Below are 16,420 nucleotides of genomic sequence, written 5' to 3' on the forward strand. Positions count from 1 at the left end.
ACTGCGTGTGATCGCTGTCATTGGGTAACGATGATCTCTCCCCGTAACCTAAATGCAGCCGAAGGAGTTAGTTGGGTTACCCGCAGCGCTAGCCGTGGGACACAGGAGACCGTGAGAGCGCTGTGAACGAGAAGAGCGGTTACACACCGACCAACTACCGGACCATTCGGTCGCGGCTGGCCGGTGTAGTGGTCGTTCCCAGCGTGGTCCTGCTGGTCATGTGGGCCGTTTTCTCCTCGTACACCCTTTTTGACGGTTTCTACATGCGGTCGGTCGCCACCGGGGTCAAGGGCGCGACGATCCCGTCCGTCGAGGCGCTCGCCGGTCTGCAGAAGGAACGCCAGCTGACCCTGGAGGTCCTCAGCGGCGTCGGGGGCGTCGACAAGGCGGGGTTGAAACGTCAGCAGGGCGTCACCGACGAAGCCGTGCGCAAGATGAAGGACGCGTTCGCGGAACTCTCCAGCAGCGCGCCCCAGGACACCGTCGACCGGATCAACGCCCTCGACTCCGTGCTGAACGAGCTGCCGCAGCAGCGCACACGGATCGACTCGGGGTCGGCGAACCCGCAGGCCGTCTACGACTACTACAACAGCCTGCTCGACTCGGGCGTCGCGCTGCTCGCCCGGCAGGCGCGTCTCGTGCCCGACTCGGAGGCGAGCCAGGCGAACGTCCAGGCGGTCACGATCTTCCAGGCCGCGGACTGGCTGTCGCGCGGTGCCACGATCGGCTCGCGGGGGCTGCTCAACGGCCGGTTCACTGCGGCCGAACGCGTCGAGTTCGCCCGGCTGGTCGGCGCGTACCACTCGGGTCTCGACGCCACGATCCCGTTCGCGCTGGAGCAGCCGCGCTCGCTGTACGACGCGCTGCGCGGCAGCACCGAGTACCGGTCGCTGCTCGATCTCGAAGGCCGGATCATCAACTCCGACGCGACGGTGACCGACGAGCAGTGGCGCGGGGCGGCCGCGCCGGTGCACGACAACCTCGTCGGGCTCGCCGTCACGCAGGCCCGCGACGCCGCCGACCTCGGCCTCGACAAGGCCAACAGCCGGGTCGCCGCGGTGCTCATCGGCAGCCTCATCGCGTTGCTCGCGGTCGTCGTCGGCATCGTGCTGGCGTTGCGCATCTCGAACCGGCTCGTGTCGCGCGCCCTGGTCACCCGGCTGGCGTCGCTGCGGGAGGACACGCTGCGGCTCGCGCAGGAACGGCTGCCGCACATCGTGGCGCGCCTGCGCGGCGGTGAGCAGGTGGACGTCCACCGCGACATGCCGCCGCTCGACTACGGCAACGACGAGATCGGCCAGGTCGCGGACGCGTTCAACGCCGCCCAGTACACGGCGGTCGCGGCGGCGGTGAAGGAGACGCAGGCACGCGAGGGCGTGAACCGGGTCTTCCTCGACATCGCACACCGCAACCAGGGCCTGGTGCACCGGCAGATCAAGATCCTCGACAAGCTGGAGCGCGAGGAGGAGCACCCCGAGCGGCTCGACTCGTTGTTCCAGCTCGACCACCTGGCCACCCGCGCCCGCCGCAACGCGGAGAACCTGATCATCCTCGCCGGGGAGCAGCCGGGCAGGCAGTGGCGCAAGCCGGTGCGGCTCAGCGACGTCCTGCGGTCCGCGGTCGCCGAGACCGAGCAGTACGTCCGGGTCAGGGTCAACCCGGTGCCGGACCGCGCGCTGGTGGGCGTGGCCGTCGCCGACACCATCCACCTGCTCGCCGAACTCGTCGACAACGCGACGGCGTTCTCCTCGCCGCGCTCCGAGGTGATCGTCCACTCCAACGCCGTGCCGCACGGCATCGTGATCGAGATCGAGGATCACGGCCTGGGCATGACGCAGGAGGAACGCCTGCAGGCCAACGCGAAGCTCTCCAACCCGCCCGACTTCGAGACGATGGCGTTCCGCGGCGAGTCCCGGCTGGGCCTGTTCGTCGTCGCCCGGCTCGCCGCCCGGCGCGGCATCAAGGTGGAGTTGCGCGACTCGCCCTACGGCGGCACGGTCGCGTTGTGCGTGCTGCCGCCGAACATCGTCGCCCCGCACAACGCCGCCGGCGACATCACCGAGACCACGCAGATGCCGGTGCAGTCGTTCCACGACACGTACCACGGCCACGGCGCGGACCACCCGAGCTTTCCCGTGAAGGTGAATCCCGAAGTGCAGAAGGCACTGAACGCGGGGCTGAGGGCGCTCGTAGAACCTGATATGAGCCCAGTTGCCCCCGCGGCCGTGTCCGCAGCAGAAGCATCGGTGGAGGAACCGACCCCCGCGGCACCTCCGGCCCAGGACGGGAAGGCACCCCTTCCCCGCAGGAAGAAGCGGCAGAACCTCGCGCCGCAGCTCATGCAGTCCTCGGAGGAGCCGCCACCCGCCGAGCCGGTGACCGGCGAAAGGCTGGCCGAGCGGTCCCGTGACGGACTGGCCGCGTTCCAGCGCGGCACCCGTGACGCCCGGCTGACCGACGACTGGAGATCAGAAGGAGCCCCCTCGTCATGAAGGACAACGCAAGCCAGCACGGCGAACTGAACTGGTTGCTGGAGGACCTGATCCAGCGAGTGGTCGGCGCCCGCCACGCGGTCGTGCTGTCGGCGGACGGACTCCTGCTCGGCCGCTCGGCCGGGCTGTCCCGCGACGACTCGGAACACCTGTCCGCGATGGCGTCGGCGTTCCAGTCGCTCGCCCGCGGCACCGGCCGGCACTTCGGAGGTGGCGCCGTCCGGCAGACGATCGTGGAGATGGAACACGCGTATCTTTTCGTGACGGCCGCCGGTCACGGCGCCTGCCTGGCCGTGCTCGGCGAGGAGGACGCGGACATGGGCATGATCGCCTACGAGATGAACATGCTGGTCAAGAGGGTGGGTACGTACCTGTCGTCGGCTCCGCGCCAGGAGACGGCGACTGTGCCCTCGGCGCGTGAGTCGCGCTGATGACCGGGCGCGACGACTGGTGGTACGACGAGGCCGCGGGACCGTTGGTGCGGCCCTACGCGATGGTGCGCGGCCGCACCCGGCCGAACGCGCCTGATCTTCATCTCGTCACGCAGGTCCGAGCCTCCGCGTTTGCGTCCGACCAGACGTCGCTGATGGTCGAACATCGCGAGATCATGGCACTGTGCGCACGCCCGCTCTCGGTCGCCGAGGTCGCCGCCTACCTCGACGTGCCGCTCGTCGTGGTGAAGGTCCTGCTGTCGGACCTCATCGAGCGTGGCGACGTGCTCGTGCAGAACTCCACCCCCAAGATTCCCGACAGGGATCTCCTGCAGGCCGTACTGGATGGTGTTCGTGGGATCTGATGGCCAGTTGATCGTGCCGACCGCGGTCAAGATCGTCATCGCGGGCGGGTTCGGCACCGGCAAGACCACCATGGTCGCGTCGGTGTCCGAGATCCCGCCGCTTCGGACCGAGGAACTGCTCACCGAGGCCGGCGTGCACGTCGACGACCTCGCGGGCATCGAGGGCAAGGACACCACCACCGTCGCCCTCGACTTCGGCCGCATCACCATCAACACCAAGGTGGTGCTCTACCTGTTCGGCACGCCGGGCCAGAACAGGTTCTGGTTCATGTGGGACGAGCTGGCGACCGGTGCCATCGGCGCCGTGGTCCTGGTGGACACGCGGCGACTCGACTCGTCGTTCCCCTCGATCGACTTCTTCGAGCACCGGGACATCCCGTTCATCGTCGCCGTGAACTGCTTCGACGGGTCGCAGATGTACACGGTGGACGAGGTCCGGCACGCCCTGGACCTGGACGAGGCGATTCCAGTGCTGTTGTGCGACGCGCGCGACCGGGAGTCCTCGAAGGCCGTGCTCGTCGGGCTGATCCAGCACTCGATGAACCGGCTGGCCGCGGTCTAGCGATCGCTCACGTGGTGCGCGTCCGCGGGCCAGGAACCCTCGCGGACGACGTGCTCGACGATCCTCAGCGCCTCGCCGATCGGCACGGTGTCCGTGTCCGGGTACTCGTCGTTCTGGCCGTTGGAGAGCACGAAGCCGTCGCTGGAGCCGGTGGCTTCCGGGGCTGCGGCGTGCTCGCCGGGGTCGCCTTCTCCGTCGAGCAGCATCACCATGGCGCGCTCGGTGTTGGTCACGAAGGCGAGCATCCGGCCGGACTCGCTGGTCAGCCAGGTTTCGCGGTGCCCGGCGCTGATCCTCGCGCGCAAAGCGGCGACCACCTCGTCGGGTGCGAGGTGATCGCCGTCAACGGCCCAGCTCTCCGGCACTACTTCGCGTAGTTGTGGAAACCGCGCCCGGACTTCTTGCCCAGCAGGCCCGCGTCCACCATGCGCAGCAGCAGCGGCGGCGGCGAGTACAGCGGCTCCTTGAACTCGTCGTACATCGACTCGGCGATGGCCTTCGTGGTGTCGAGGCCGATCAGGTCGGTGAGGCGCAGCGGACCCATCGGGTGCGCGCAGCCGAGCACCATGCCGTTGTCGATGTCGTCGGCCGAGGCGAAGCCGGACTCCAGCATGCGGATCGAGGAGAGCAGGTAGGGGATCAGCAGCGCGTTGACCACGAAACCGGCGCGGTCCTGCGAGCGGATGACCTCCTTGCCCAGCGTGGCGCGCACGAACGCCTCGGCGCGGACCTGGGTGGTGGCGCCGGTCAGCAGCGACGGCACGATCTCCACGAGCTTGAGCACCGGCACCGGGTTGAAGAAGTGCACGCCGATGACCTGCTCGGGACGGCCGGTGGCCATGCCCAGCTTCATGATCGGGATGGACGACGTGTTGGACGCGAAGATGGCGTCCTCGTCCTTCACGACCTTGTCGAGCGTGGTGAAGACGTCCGTCTTGATCTGCTCGTTCTCGGCGACCGCCTCGACCACGAACTGCCGGTCGGCGAACTCGCCCATGTCCGTGGTGAACCGGATGCGCCCCAGAGCGGCGTCGCGGTCCTCCTCGCTGAGCTTGCCCGACTTGACGCCCCTGGCCAGCGAGGTGGCGATCCGCCCCTGCGCTGCCTCGGCCGCACCCGCGTTGACCTCGGCGACGATGACGTCGAGGCCGGCACGGGCACTCACCTCGGCGATTCCGGAGCCCATGAGGCCGGAACCGACGACTCCCACACGTTGAATGTCACTCACGCGACCGATCCTGCCACGACCTGCTCGAAACGAGGTCGCGGAGCGTCTCCTGGACGGTGAACGCGTAGTCGCCGACCGGCCGGTAGCCGAGTGCGAGAGCGGCGGACGTGTCCAGGACGAAGCCGCGGTGCCACGGGTGCAGGCCGGCCTGGTCGTGGTCCAGCAGGATCTCGTGCCACTCGTGCCCGAGCGAGCGCGCGATGATCCGGGAGATCTCCAGGCCGTTGGGTGCGTCCGGGTCGGCGGCGTTCAACACGCGCGCGCCGGGGTGCAGGGCGGCGGTCTCGATCAGCGCGGCCAGGTTCGCGGCGGCGGTCGGGTGGTCGACGCCCTCGCCGCGGGACGCCAGCACGACGACCTTGTTGCCCGCGAGGACCCGTTCGACGAAGTACTGCTCCAGCGGACGTTTGTTGCCGGGACCGTGCACTTTGGACGGTCGCAGGACGGTGACCGGCAGGCCGCTGTCGAGCAACGTCCGTTCCGCCGCGACCTTGTTCGGCCCATATCCCTCGCGGGTGAACGGGTCCGAGTCGAGTGGCGCGAGCGTCGGCTGGTCCTCGGTCACCGGGGCGTCGAAGCGCGGTGGCTCTGAGGAGTTCGCGTGGCGTCCGTGAGAGTCCACGTACACGGCCTTGGCCGAGATCATCACGGTCGAGACGGCCTTGCGCGCCAACGGCACCAGCGTGCGGGCGTCGGCGGCTGAGTAGCAGAGGGTGTCCACGAGGAGGTCGGCGCCGTCGCTCATCGCGGCGGCCAGGGCTTCGGGATCGCCGCGGTCGACCTCGCGGCCGGGGGCGTCGACGGTCCAGCCCGCCTGCCTCAAACGCCGAGCGGCGGCACGGCCGATGAGGCCCGTGCCGCCGAGGATCAACGCTCGTCTGCTCACCCGAGCAATCAGATCAGAGACCGAGGCCTTCGGTCAGGCCGCCGACGCCGTCGAGCAGGTCGAGGTCGGTGACGCCGCCGAGCACGTCGCCGCCGAGCACGTTGCCGACGGTGCCGTCGACGACGCCGTGGACGGTGTCGTGCACACCGCTGACCGGCGCGACGTCCGGGACGACCTCGTGGACCACGTCGGTGACGGCCGTGACGTCGGTGGTGACGGCGCCGAGCACGCCGGGCACGCCGTCGACGGACACGACGTCGGTCACGCCGGTGACGGTGCCGAGCACGCCGTCGACGTCCGCCACACCGGTCACCCCGGTCACCGTGCCGAGCACGTCGCCCGTGCCGGCGAGACCCGTGACACCGGACAGGTCGGTGACGTTGCCGAGGTCCGTGACGCCGCCCAGGCCGCCCACGCCGCCCAGGCCGCCCACGCCGCCCAGACCGCCCACGCCGCCCAGACCGGCCACGTCGCCGAGGCCGGGGACGACGCCGGTGACGCCGTCGAGGGTGCTCGACACGTCGCAGTGACCGGACAGGTCGCCGGCGAGGCCGTTGGCGGCGTCGAGGTTCGCGAGGCCGGTGAGGGCGTTGTAGGACGAGAGGCCGTCGACGTCCGCGATCGAGGCGGCGTCGAGCACCAGCGGGAGGATCTCCTGGACGTCACCGGGGGTGATGTCGCTCAGACCGCAGGAGCTGAGGACGCCCTCGGGGTCGAGGTCGAACGCAGACAGGGCCGCCGGGTCGTTCAGGAGGTTCAGGGCGAACTCCTGCAGCGTGGCCGGCTGGGCCTCCTGCGGCATGGCCACCGGGGTGGCCGCGGCGGTCGCCTCGGGCGCGGCGGGCTGAACGGGCTGCTGCGGGGTGGCCGGCTGAATGTCCTGCTGCATCATGGGAGTGGAGCTCCTACGGCGGTTCGGGGATGTCGCCAGGAACCGTATTGAGATCAAGATCCCCCGGACATCGGGTGTGATCCCCATACTTCGGACGGTCGAACTCCTTAGGGGCCGAAGGTCACCCATTAGGGGGATGCCGCACCTCGTTAGGGGCCCGGAGACGCCGAGCGGCGGCACGGCCGACGAGGCCCGTGCCGCCGCTCGGTGCTCGCTCAGTCGAGTTCGGCCTCCGCCTTGGCGATCGCCGCGAACTCCTCCTCGGGAGCGTTCGCGACCAGGTGGTGCCGGCTGTAGAACCAGTAGTACCCAACTGCGACCAGCACGATGCCCGCCGTCACAGCGGCAGCGATCTCGTCGACGAAGAACGTCGCGATGACCGCCGCCACGGCCAGAACCAGCGCCACGCCCGTGGTCACCACACCGCCAGGAGTCCGGTACGGGCGAGGCAGGTCCGGCGCCGTCTTACGCAGGACGATGTGCGACACCATCATCAGCACGTACGACAGAGCCGCACCGAACACCGCGATGTTGATGAGCCGCGCCCCGCCGGTCACGGGGTCGACGCTCTTCATCACGGTCGCGAGAACGAACCCGATGGTGCCGGGCACGATCAAGGCCAGGTAGGGCGTCTTGCGCTTGCCGGTCTTCGACATCCAGCGCGGCAGATATCCCGCGCGGGACAACGCGAACAGCTGCCGCGAGTAGGCGTAGATGATCGAGAAGAACGACGCGACCAGACCCGCCAGGCCGACGTAGTTCACCAGCTGCGCCAGGAACGTGTCGCCGCCGTAGGCCGCGCGAACCGCCTCGGGCAACGGGTTTCCGGACGCCTCCAGCACCTTCGAGCCCGCGCCACCGGGAGCCACGAGCAGGATCGCCGCCGCGAACACCAGCAGGACGACCATCGCGCCGATGATGCCGCGAGGCATGTCCCGCTTGGGATCCCGTGCTTCCTCGGCGGCCAGCGGCACGCCCTCGACCGCGAGGAAGAACCAGATCGCGAACACGATCGCGCCCCACGCCCCGGTCACGCCCATCGGCAGGAACGAGCCGTCGCCGATGTCGAACAGCTTCGCGGAGTCGAACTTCGGGATCATGCCCGCCACGAACGCGACCAGCGCCACGACCGCGACCCCGGTGATCACGAACATCACCCGCAGCGCCTCGCCGACGCCGTACAGGTGAATACCGACGAAGATCACGTAGCAGGCGAGGTACACCGGCCACGTGGCGTCCAGGAGACCGAGTGCCTTGATGTAGTCGCCGATGAACACCGAGATCGCCGCGGGAGCGATGGCGTACTCGATGAGAATGGCGATACCTGTGGCGTACCCGCCCAACGGGCCGAGCGCGCGCCTCGCGAAACCGTAACCGGCGCCCGCCACGGGGAGCGCCGATGCCAGTTCGGCCAGACCGAACACCATGCACGTGTACATCGTCGCCATCAGGATCGTGGCGACCAGCATCCCGCCCCAGCCGCCCTGGGCGAGGCCGAAGTTCCACCCGGCGAAGTCGCCGGAGATCACGTACGAGACACCCAGCCCGGCCAGCAGGACCCACCCTGCCGCGCCTCTTTTCAGCTGCCGGTGCTCCAGGTAGTCGCTGCTCACCTTCTCGTACTCGACGTGCTTGGCCATATGGACTCCTAATAGTCCTTTAAGCGGTGGTTGAGGGTGGCGCTCAGCACCCAGCGGTGTCAAGATGGTGCCGCCAATGGCTCGCAGACATACCTTTGGAGGAACGCGGAGATGCTGACCGTCGAGGAGTTGCGCGAGGCCGTGGACGCCGGTGAGATCGACACCGTCCTGGTCGCGATCGTGGACATGCAGGGCCGCCTGCAGGGCAAGCGGTGCGCTGCGCAGTACTTCCTCGACGACGTTCTCGGGCACTCCGCGGAGGGCTGCAACTACCTGCTCGCCGTCGACGTCGAGATGAACCCGGTCAGCGGCTTCGAGATGTCGAGCTGGGAGCGCGGGTACGGCGACTTCGTGATGAAGCCGGACATGGAGACGCTGCGCCGCGTGCCGTGGCAGGAGGGCACCGCGCTCGTCATGTGCGACGTCGTCTGGGAGAACGGCGACCCGGTCGTCGCCTCGCCGCGCCAGGTCCTGCGCAAGCAGCTCGACCGGCTCGCGGCGCTCGGGCTGGACTGCTACGTCGGCACCGAGCTGGAGTTCATCCTCTTCGACGACAGCTACGAGCAGGCGTGGAACGCCGGCTACCGCAACCTCACCCCGTCGAACCAGTACAACGTCGACTACTCGTTGCTCGGCACCGCGCGCGTGGAACCGTTGCTGCGCGCCATCCGCAACGGCATGACGGGCGCCGGCCTGACCGTCGAGTCGGCCAAGGGCGAGTGTAACCCCGGTCAGCACGAGATCGCGTTCAAGTACACGACGGCGCTGCGCACGTGCGACCAGCACGCCATCTACAAGAACGGCTCCAAGGAGATCGCGGCACAGCAGGGCAAAGCGCTCACGTTCATGGCGAAGTACAACGAACGCGAGGGCAACTCCTGCCACATTCACCTTTCCTTGCGCTCCAAGGAAGGCGAGCCGGTCTTCGCCGAGGGCCACGGCATGTCGCAGCTGATGAAGCACTTCCTCGCGGGACAGCTGGCCGGGCTGCGGGAGCTCACGTACTTCCTCGCCCCGAACATCAACTCCTACAAGCGTTTCGTGAAGGGCTCGTTCGCGCCGACCGCGGTGGCGTGGGGTCGCGACAACCGCACGTGCGCACTGCGGGTCGTCGGCCACGGCCACGGGCTGCGGTTCGAGAACCGGGTCCCCGGCGGTGACGTGAACCCGTACCTCGCGGTGGCGGCCCTGATCGCGGCCGGTCTGCACGGCGTCGAGCAGAAGCTGGAACTGGAGGACGAGTTCGTCGGCAACGCCTACGCGTCCGACCGGCCGACGGTGCCCACGACGCTCAAGGAGTCGGCGGAACTGCTGGCGGGCAGCACGATCGCGCGCGACGCGTTCGGCAAGGACGTCGTCGACCACTACCTGAACGCGGCCAGGGTCGAGCTGACCGCGTTCGAGGCGGCGGTCACGGACTGGGAGAAGGTGCGCGGGTTTGAGCGCCTCTAAGCCGCTCATCGGCATCAGCACGTACCTGGAGCGCACGCGCTTCGGGCTCTGGGACGTGGAAGCGGCGGTGCTCTACCGCGGCTACCTCGACTGCGTCGTCGAGGCCGGTGGCAACCCCGTCATGCTGCCGCCGGTCGGCACGTGGAGCGCCGAGACCATCGGGTTCCTCGACGGCCTGGTGATCGCGGGCGGCGCGGACATCGACCCCGCCGCCTATGGTGCCGAGAAGCACGAGAGGACCGGCGAACCGAGCCGCGCCCGCGACGATGCCGAGTTCGCGCTCGCCGAGGCCGCGCTGAAGCTCGACCTGCCGGTGCTCGGCGTGTGCCGCGGCATGCAGGTGCTCAACGTGGCTCTTGGAGGCACGCTGCACCAGCACATCGAGGGCCACAACGAGGCGCCGGGCGTGTTCGGGAGCACCGACATCACGGTCGCCGCCGATACCCAGCTGCACGCGATCCTGGGCGATCGAACGACCGTTCAGTGCCATCACCACCAGTCGCTGGACCGCGTGGCGGACGGGCTGCGCGTCACCGCGCAGGCACCCGACGGGACCGTGGAAGCCGTTGAGCTGGACGGGGCGCGGTTCGTCGTCGGCGTGCAGTCGCACCCGGAACAGGACATCGAAGACCTGAGGCTTTTCGAAGCTCTCGTAGCCGCCGCAAGGAGTAAAGCGTCGTGACCTTTGACGTCATCAACCCCGCCACCGAGAAGGTGGTGCGGTCCGTGCCGCACACCACTCTCGGCGACACGGACGCGGCGATCGGCCGGGCGCAGAAGGCGTTCGAGAGCTGGCGGAACGTCGCTCCCGGCGATCGCGCCCGGCTGCTGCGGAAGTTCGCGGAGATCGTCGACGCGCACGTCGAGGAACTGGCGCGGCTGGAGGTCGAGAACTCCGGGCACACCATCGGCAACGCCCGCTGGGAGGCGGGCAACGTCCGCGACGTGCTCCAGTACTACTCGGCCGCCCCGGAACGCCTGTTCGGCAAGCAGATCCCGGTCGCGGGCGGGCTCGACGTCACGTTCCACGAGCCGCTCGGCGTCGTCGGCGTGATCGTGCCGTGGAACTTCCCGATGCCGATCGCGGGCTGGGGCTTCGCGCCCGCACTCGCGGCCGGCAACACGGTGGTGCTGAAGCCCGCGGAGGTCACTCCGCTGACCGCGATCCGGCTCGGCGAGCTGGCGCTGGAGGCGGGCATCCCGGAGGGCGTGTTCCAGGTCCTGCCCGGCAAGGGCAGCGTCGTCGGCAACCGGTTCGTCACGCATCCGTTGGTGCGCAAGGTCGTCTTCACCGGCTCGACCGAGGTCGGCAAGCAGATCATGGCGGGCTGCGCGAACCAGGTGAAGCGGGTGACCCTGGAGCTGGGCGGCAAGTCGGCGAACATCGTCTTCGCGGACTCCGACCTGGAGAAGGCCGCCGCCACGGCGCCGTACGGGGTGTTCGACAACGCGGGGCAGGACTGCTGCGCCCGGTCGCGGATCCTCGTTCAGGCCAGTGTCTACGACCGGTTCATGGAACTGCTGGAACCCGCGGTCAAGGGCGTGAAGGTCGGCGAGCCCGGCGACGAGGCGACCGAGATGGGGCCGCTCATCACCGCGGCGCACCTGGACAAGGTCGCGTCTTACGTCCCAGACGACACCCACGTCGCGTTCCGCGGATCGTCGCCGGACGGACCTGGTTTCTGGTTCCCGCCCACGGTTCTGACGCCACCCGCCGGCCACGTGACGGTCACGGAGGAGATCTTCGGACCGGTCGTCGTCGTGCTCCCGTTCACCGACGAGGCCGACGCCGTCAGGATCGCGAACGACTCCGAGTACGGGCTGTCCGGATCGATCTGGACGAACGACGTCGGCCGCGCGATCCGCGTCTCGCGCGCGGTCGAGGCCGGAAACCTGTCGGTGAACTCGCATTCGTCCGTCCGCTACTGGACGCCGTTCGGTGGCGTGAAGCAGTCGGGGCTCGGGCGCGAACTGGGCCCGGACGCGCTCGACTCGTTCACCGAAGTCAAGAACGTCTTCATCGCTACCTGATTCCGGTCCGACTGATTCTGGCAACCTGAGGAGAACAAGAGATGGTGCAGCGACTCGAGGGCCGCGTGGCCGTCGTGACGGGTGGCGGCAGCGGGATCGGACTCGCGACCGTGCGCAGGTTCGCGAGCGAGGGCGCGAAGGTCGTCGTCGCCGACCTCGACCCCGCGTCCGGCAAAGCCGCCGCGGACGAGGTGAGCGGGCTGTTCGTCCAGGTCGACGTGACCGACGAGGAACAGGTCAAAGCGCTTTTCCAGACCACTGTGGACACTTACGGCAAGCTGGACATCGCGTTCAACAACGCCGGCATCTCGCCGCCCGACGACGACTCGATCCTCACTACGGGCATCGAGGCGTGGGAGCGCGTCCAGAAGGTGAATCTCACGTCGGTTTATTTGTGTTGCAAGTACGCGCTTCCGCACATGCAGGCCAACGGCAAGGGCTCCATCATCAACACCGCGTCGTTCGTCGCGACGATGGGTGCGGCGACGTCGCAGATCTCCTACACGGCGTCGAAGGGCGGCGTGCTCGCGATGTCGCGTGAGCTCGGTGTGCAGTTCGCCCGCGAGGGCATCCGCGTCAACGCCCTGTCGCCCGGCCCGGTCAACACGCCGCTGTTGCGGGAACTGTTCGCGAAGGACCCGGAGCGGGCCGCACGGCGCCTGATTCACGTACCGCTCGGTCGGTTCGCCGAACCTGAGGAAATCGCCGCGGCGGTCGCGTTTCTGGCGTCCGACGACTCGTCGTTCATGACGGCGTCGAACTTCCTCGTGGACGGCGGCATCGCCGGCGCGTACGTGACACCGCTCTAGCGATGATGGAGCACGCGCAGGAGGCGTTGTTCCGCCCGGTGCGGGCGGGCAACGCCTTCGAGGAGACCGTCGAACGGCTCATGCAGTCCATCCGGCTCGGCGTCGTCGCGCCGGGTGAGCGGCTGCCGTCCGAACGGGAACTGGCCACCCGGCTCGGCGTGAGCCGGGTGACCGTGCGCGAGGCCATCAGGTCGTTGCAGGAGAACCATTACGTCGAGTCCCGAAGGGGCCGCTACGGCGGCACGTTCGTCAACGAGGTGCTGCCGAAGTCCGCTCCCGGCAAGGAGTTCGGCGACCTCCACGACGTGCTGACGTTGCGGAAGGTGCTGGAGACGGGCGCCGCGGAGACGGCGGCCGGACGGTCGCTGGGGCCCGCCGAACGAAGAGGGCTGCGGGCCCGGCTGGAAGAGGCTTCCACCTCATCGCTCGTGGAATATCGGCGCAAGGACTCGCGGCTGCACCTCGCGATCGCCGAGGCCACCGGGTCCGCGGCACTCACCGCCGCCGTCGCCGAGTCGCGGATGCGCGCCAACGAGCTGCTGGACCACATCCCGCTGCTCGAACCGAACCTCGCGCACTCCAACGCCCAGCACGAGCGCATCATCGCCTCCATTTTGGACGGAGACCCCGCCACGGCCCGCCAGGCCATGGCCGAACACCTCGACGGAACGGCGTCGTTGTTGCGCGGTTTCTTGGTCTGACCGGTCAGACTCGCGCGAACGCAGCAGTGTGGAAAGGTCCTGAACACGAGCCAGACGACATGAAAACGTTTACAAGTCCAAATGTCCCGTTGTCATGCACATTCCGCATCGAACAACACTTGGCGTAGGGCTTTCGGACGGTTACCGTCCGAAACCTCGGGGACTTGCAGCGCAAGGAGCTGTTGATGCCAGGGTTGCGCAAGGTGTTTCGCGACGCCATGGGCAAGGTGCACTCACTCCGTGTCTTGTCCGAAGCGGGCATGGTGAGTCTCACGAACGTCAAGATGTCCATGCTTGCTTTGCGGGAGGTCAAGATCTGGGGGCCGAACGTGGCGGCGCTGCGCCGTTCCGTCCGGCTGAATCCCGACGGCGTCGCCATCGTCGACGAACGTGGTTCGGTGACGTACAGACAACTCGACCGGCGTTCCAACGCGATCGCACAGGGATTGCGCGCGCTGGGGGTGCAGCACACGCACGTCGTCGCGTTGATGTGCCGCAACCACCGCGGCACGGTCGAGTCGCTGCTGGCGTGCGCGAAACTCGGTGTGCGAGTGCTGCTGGTGAACACGGGGTTCGGCGCACCGGTCGTCATGGATCTCCTGCAACGTGAACGCGCGTCGCTCGTCATTCACGACGAGGAGTTCACGCCGCTGTTCCACCAGCTGCCGCCGTCGATCCCGCGCTGGCTCGCGTGGTCGCGCGACGGACTGGACCGGCGCACGCCGACGCTGGACCAGCTGGTCGCCAAGGCGCCGCGCGGAGAGCTCGAACCGCCACGCGAACCGGGCGTCGTGATCCAGCTGACGTCCGGCACCACCGGCACCCCCAAGGGCACCGCCCGCGAGATCAAGTCGGTGCTGACCGCGTCCGACTTCCTCGACCGCATCCCGATGCGCTCCGGCGAGTCGACGTTCATCGCCGCGCCGATCTTCCACTCCGTCGGCTACTCGCACCTGACGCTCGCGATGTCGCTGGGCTCGCGCGCGGTGCTGCACCGCCGCTTCGACCCGCGCAAGACGCTGTGGTCGGTGCAGGGCCAGCGCTGCACGACGCTCGTCCTGGTGCCGACGATGCTGCAACGGATCATGGAACTCGAACGCCACGTGATCGACTCGTTCGACCTGTCGCACCTGGCCGTCGTGTTCTCCTCCGGCGCGCCGATCTCGCCGGACCTCGTCGAACGCACCCAGGCCCTGCTCGGCCCGGTGCTCTACAACCTCTACGGCTCAACGGAAGTAGCCGTCGCCACCGTAGCCACGCCGGAAGACCTCGCGGCCGCGCCGTCCAGCGTCGGCCTGCCACCGCACAACTGCGTCGTGCGCATCTACGACGCCGAGGGCAACCGCATCACGCGGTCGTTCGTGACGGGCAAGATCTACGTGCGCGGCTCGCTGACCGTCGACCTCTACACCGACGGCACGCAGAAGGAGTCCATCGACGGACTCGTCGCGACCGGAGACCTGGGCCACTTCGACCCCAGCGGCCGGCTGTACTTCGACGGCCGCGAGGACGACATGATCGTGTCCGGCGGCGAGAACGTGTACCCGGTCGAGGTCGAGAACCTGCTCATGACGCACTACCGCGTGCGCGACGCGGCCGTGCTCGGCGTACCGGATCCCGAGTACGGGCAACGATTGCGCGCGTTCGTCGTGCCCGTCGCGGGCGCACGGATCGACGTGCGGGAGCTGCGCGAGTTCGTGCGCACCCGGCTGGCACGGCACAAGGTTCCGCGCGAGGTCGTGGTCGTGCCACAGCTGCCGCGCAACGCGACCGGGAAAGTCCTGCGGCGTCAGCTGCTGGCGATCCGGCTGGGACCGCAGCCGCACTAGTGGCGTGGCATGGGCGGAACGCACGCCGCCGCAGAACGAGGGGGACTAATTCCGGCGGGGCGTGCGTTCCGGGTTTTGGGGAGCGCGTGACTCACGTCGTCGGGGATCGGGTCGTGAGTCACGCGCTCGGTCGGATCACCGCTCGAAGCGGTCGCCAGGACGGCCCTCGCCGAAGGGACCGCGCTGGTCCCCGCGGTTGCCACCGCGAGCAGGGCCGCGGTCGGGTCCGCGCTCGCCGCGCTCGTACATCCGCACGTGGCCGGGGCCGCCGCGGTCGTCGAAGCGGTTGGCCGCGACGGCTCCCACGATGCCGCCGCCGAGGACGAGACCCAGCAGGCCCACGGCGACCAGCTGGGTGGCGCGGTGGCCCGCGAAACGCCTCGCCCGGCCACGGGGTGCCGGTACCGCGGCCGCAGGGGTCGGAGTCACGGTCGGAGGGGGCGGTGGGCCCGCCGGGGCCTGTGCCGCAGTCGGAGGGGCAGGGGCCTGCGCGGCCGTCGCCGTCTGCTGCGGTGCTTCCGCCGCTGTCGTCGCCTGCTGGTCCGCTGCCTGCTGCTGCGCCGCCGGGGTGGCCGGCAGTTCGGTGGTCGGGTGCTGGCCAGGCCGGGCCGCGTCGGCCGGCAGCGGGGTCGTCGCCTGGTCCGGTGCAGGCTGGGCGGCCTGCGGTTCGTTGCCCGACGGTTCTCTCGGAGGCGTCTGTCCCTGCTCGCTCATGTCCTCAACGATGCGCCGTCCTGCTGAGCTGGGGCTGACAGCCACCTGTTCGTTTCCTGAAGTCCTTCAGGTTGCCTCAGCGAGTTCATGACAGGCCTGGAACCAGCGAAAACGTGTCGCTGGTCAGCGTAGGTCGCGCCGAAGAGCTCGTCGTCCAGGACGCCCGTCCACAGGAAGTGCAACGTCGTGCGCGTGCCGTCGCGGGCGTCTCGCCGTGCGTAGTGGTCGCGCAGGTCGGCGTAGAGCAGGCGCAGTTCGTCCCGGTTGGACTCGGTGAGGCGGACCGGGCATTCGACGACCAGGTCGGACATGATCGATGCTCCATTCGGCGGGCCGGGAGACAACAGCGTGCTCGCTCAGGCCGCTTGGACGCATCCGAAAAACCACT

17 protein-coding genes are annotated in these 16,420 nt (G+C 68.9%); 10 read left to right on the forward strand and 7 right to left on the reverse strand.

Features of this window, described 5'->3' with window-relative positions:
- The first annotated feature begins 122 nt into the window (after positions 1-122).
- Genes SK854_RS33310 through SK854_RS33325 form a run of 4 tightly spaced genes read left to right on the forward strand, consistent with a single transcriptional unit; the run spans position 123 to position 3,850 of the window.
- On the forward strand, positions 123-2,492 hold the full coding sequence (locus tag SK854_RS33310) for a sensor histidine kinase (protein ID WP_319979094.1): 2,370 nt from the start codon (positions 123-125) through the stop codon (positions 2,490-2,492).
- Complete coding sequence (locus tag SK854_RS33315) at positions 2,489-2,923, forward strand: roadblock/LC7 domain-containing protein (RefSeq protein ID WP_093601109.1); 435 nt, start codon at positions 2,489-2,491, stop codon at positions 2,921-2,923. The genes SK854_RS33310 and SK854_RS33315 overlap by 4 nt, the downstream gene beginning before the upstream one ends.
- Positions 2,923-3,288 carry a DUF742 domain-containing protein gene (locus SK854_RS33320; RefSeq protein WP_319979095.1) on the forward strand — a complete coding sequence of 122 codons (366 nt, stop codon included), beginning with the start codon at positions 2,923-2,925 and terminating at the stop codon, positions 3,286-3,288. Before SK854_RS33315 ends, SK854_RS33320 begins: the two co-directional genes overlap by 1 nt.
- The gene (locus SK854_RS33325; RefSeq protein ID WP_319979096.1) at positions 3,269-3,850 is read left to right on the forward strand and encodes a GTP-binding protein; all 582 of its coding nucleotides are present in this window, start codon (positions 3,269-3,271) and stop codon (positions 3,848-3,850) included. Before SK854_RS33320 ends, SK854_RS33325 begins: the two co-directional genes overlap by 20 nt.
- Here the strand turns inward: SK854_RS33325 and SK854_RS33330 are convergent.
- The 5 genes from SK854_RS33330 to eat all read right to left on the reverse strand — a co-directional run bounded on the left by SK854_RS33330 (position 3,847) and on the right by eat (position 8,496).
- Complete coding sequence (locus SK854_RS33330; protein ID WP_319979097.1) at positions 3,847-4,215, reverse strand: hypothetical protein; 369 nt, start codon at positions 4,213-4,215, stop codon at positions 3,847-3,849. The two genes, SK854_RS33325 and SK854_RS33330, sit on opposite strands and share 4 nt — an antisense overlap.
- Complete coding sequence (locus tag SK854_RS33335) at positions 4,215-5,078, reverse strand: 3-hydroxybutyryl-CoA dehydrogenase (protein ID WP_319979098.1); 864 nt, start codon at positions 5,076-5,078, stop codon at positions 4,215-4,217. The genes SK854_RS33330 and SK854_RS33335 overlap by 1 nt, the downstream gene beginning before the upstream one ends.
- The gene (locus SK854_RS33340) at positions 5,071-5,964 is read right to left on the reverse strand and encodes an NAD-dependent epimerase/dehydratase family protein (RefSeq protein WP_319979099.1); all 894 of its coding nucleotides are present in this window, start codon (positions 5,962-5,964) and stop codon (positions 5,071-5,073) included. The genes SK854_RS33335 and SK854_RS33340 overlap by 8 nt, the downstream gene beginning before the upstream one ends.
- Before the next feature lie 13 nt (positions 5,965-5,977).
- On the reverse strand, positions 5,978-6,853 hold the full coding sequence (locus SK854_RS33345; protein ID WP_319979100.1) for an IniB N-terminal domain-containing protein: 876 nt from the start codon (positions 6,851-6,853) through the stop codon (positions 5,978-5,980).
- A 218-nt stretch (positions 6,854-7,071) separates the two neighbouring features.
- Positions 7,072-8,496, reverse strand: a complete 1,425-nt coding sequence (gene eat, locus SK854_RS33350) for an ethanolamine permease (protein WP_319979101.1) — start codon at positions 8,494-8,496, stop codon at positions 7,072-7,074.
- A 111-nt stretch (positions 8,497-8,607) separates the two neighbouring features.
- Here eat and SK854_RS33355 point away from each other — a divergent pair, with 111 nt between their 5' ends.
- The 6 genes from SK854_RS33355 to SK854_RS33380 all read left to right on the forward strand — a co-directional run bounded on the left by SK854_RS33355 (position 8,608) and on the right by SK854_RS33380 (position 15,318).
- Positions 8,608-9,948, forward strand: a complete 1,341-nt coding sequence (locus tag SK854_RS33355; protein WP_319979102.1) for a glutamine synthetase family protein — start codon at positions 8,608-8,610, stop codon at positions 9,946-9,948.
- Entirely contained in the window at positions 9,935-10,630 is a 696-nt protein-coding gene (locus SK854_RS33360; protein WP_319979103.1) for a gamma-glutamyl-gamma-aminobutyrate hydrolase family protein, read from the forward strand. The genes SK854_RS33355 and SK854_RS33360 overlap by 14 nt, the downstream gene beginning before the upstream one ends.
- Positions 10,627-11,979, forward strand: coding sequence for an aldehyde dehydrogenase family protein (locus SK854_RS33365; RefSeq protein ID WP_319979104.1), 1,353 nt, complete (start codon positions 10,627-10,629; stop codon positions 11,977-11,979). Before SK854_RS33360 ends, SK854_RS33365 begins: the two co-directional genes overlap by 4 nt.
- Positions 11,980-12,020: 41 nt before the next feature.
- Positions 12,021-12,788 (forward strand): 3-oxoacyl-ACP reductase, encoded by a 768-nt coding sequence (locus SK854_RS33370; protein ID WP_319979105.1) that lies wholly within the window; start codon positions 12,021-12,023, stop codon positions 12,786-12,788.
- Between the two features lie 2 nt (positions 12,789-12,790).
- The gene (locus tag SK854_RS33375) at positions 12,791-13,489 is read left to right on the forward strand and encodes a FadR/GntR family transcriptional regulator (protein ID WP_402912995.1); all 699 of its coding nucleotides are present in this window, start codon (positions 12,791-12,793) and stop codon (positions 13,487-13,489) included.
- 185 nt (positions 13,490-13,674) lie between these two features.
- Positions 13,675-15,318: an AMP-binding protein gene (locus tag SK854_RS33380; protein ID WP_319979106.1), complete on the forward strand. Its 1,644-nt coding sequence runs from the start codon at positions 13,675-13,677 to the stop codon at positions 15,316-15,318.
- A gap of 135 nt (positions 15,319-15,453) precedes the next feature.
- Here SK854_RS33380 and SK854_RS33385 read toward each other — a convergent pair whose 3' ends face one another.
- Positions 15,454-16,032, reverse strand: coding sequence for a hypothetical protein (locus SK854_RS33385; protein ID WP_319979107.1), 579 nt, complete (start codon positions 16,030-16,032; stop codon positions 15,454-15,456).
- Positions 16,029-16,343, reverse strand: coding sequence for a hypothetical protein (locus tag SK854_RS33390; RefSeq protein WP_319979108.1), 315 nt, complete (start codon positions 16,341-16,343; stop codon positions 16,029-16,031). The genes SK854_RS33385 and SK854_RS33390 overlap by 4 nt, the downstream gene beginning before the upstream one ends.
- Between the last annotated feature and the right edge of the window lie 77 nt (positions 16,344-16,420).

The organism is Lentzea sokolovensis, assembly GCF_033949975.1.
Classification (GTDB): domain Bacteria; phylum Actinomycetota; class Actinomycetes; order Mycobacteriales; family Pseudonocardiaceae; genus Lentzea; species Lentzea sokolovensis.

Excerpts from the sequence above, each read along its gene's own strand:
- SK854_RS33315 (WP_093601109.1), top strand. The coding sequence starts at position 2,489 with ATGAAGGACAACGCAAGCCAGCACGGCGAACTGAACTGGTTGCTGGAG.
- SK854_RS33320 (WP_319979095.1), top strand. The coding sequence starts at position 2,923 with ATGACCGGGCGCGACGACTGGTGGTACGACGAGGCCGCGGGACCGTTG.
- SK854_RS33325 (WP_319979096.1), top strand. The coding sequence starts at position 3,269 with ATGGTGTTCGTGGGATCTGATGGCCAGTTGATCGTGCCGACCGCGGTC.
- SK854_RS33345 (WP_319979100.1), bottom strand. The coding sequence starts at position 6,853 with ATGCAGCAGGACATTCAGCCGGCCACCCCGCAGCAGCCCGTTCAGCCC.
- eat (WP_319979101.1), bottom strand. The coding sequence starts at position 8,496 with ATGGCCAAGCACGTCGAGTACGAGAAGGTGAGCAGCGACTACCTGGAG.
- SK854_RS33355 (WP_319979102.1), top strand. The coding sequence starts at position 8,608 with ATGCTGACCGTCGAGGAGTTGCGCGAGGCCGTGGACGCCGGTGAGATC.
- SK854_RS33370 (WP_319979105.1), top strand. The coding sequence starts at position 12,021 with ATGGTGCAGCGACTCGAGGGCCGCGTGGCCGTCGTGACGGGTGGCGGC.
- SK854_RS33375 (WP_402912995.1), top strand. The coding sequence starts at position 12,791 with ATGATGGAGCACGCGCAGGAGGCGTTGTTCCGCCCGGTGCGGGCGGGC.
- SK854_RS33380 (WP_319979106.1), top strand. The coding sequence starts at position 13,675 with ATGCCAGGGTTGCGCAAGGTGTTTCGCGACGCCATGGGCAAGGTGCAC.
- SK854_RS33385 (WP_319979107.1), bottom strand. The coding sequence starts at position 16,032 with ATGAGCGAGCAGGGACAGACGCCTCCGAGAGAACCGTCGGGCAACGAA.
- SK854_RS33390 (WP_319979108.1), bottom strand. The coding sequence starts at position 16,343 with ATGTCCGACCTGGTCGTCGAATGCCCGGTCCGCCTCACCGAGTCCAAC.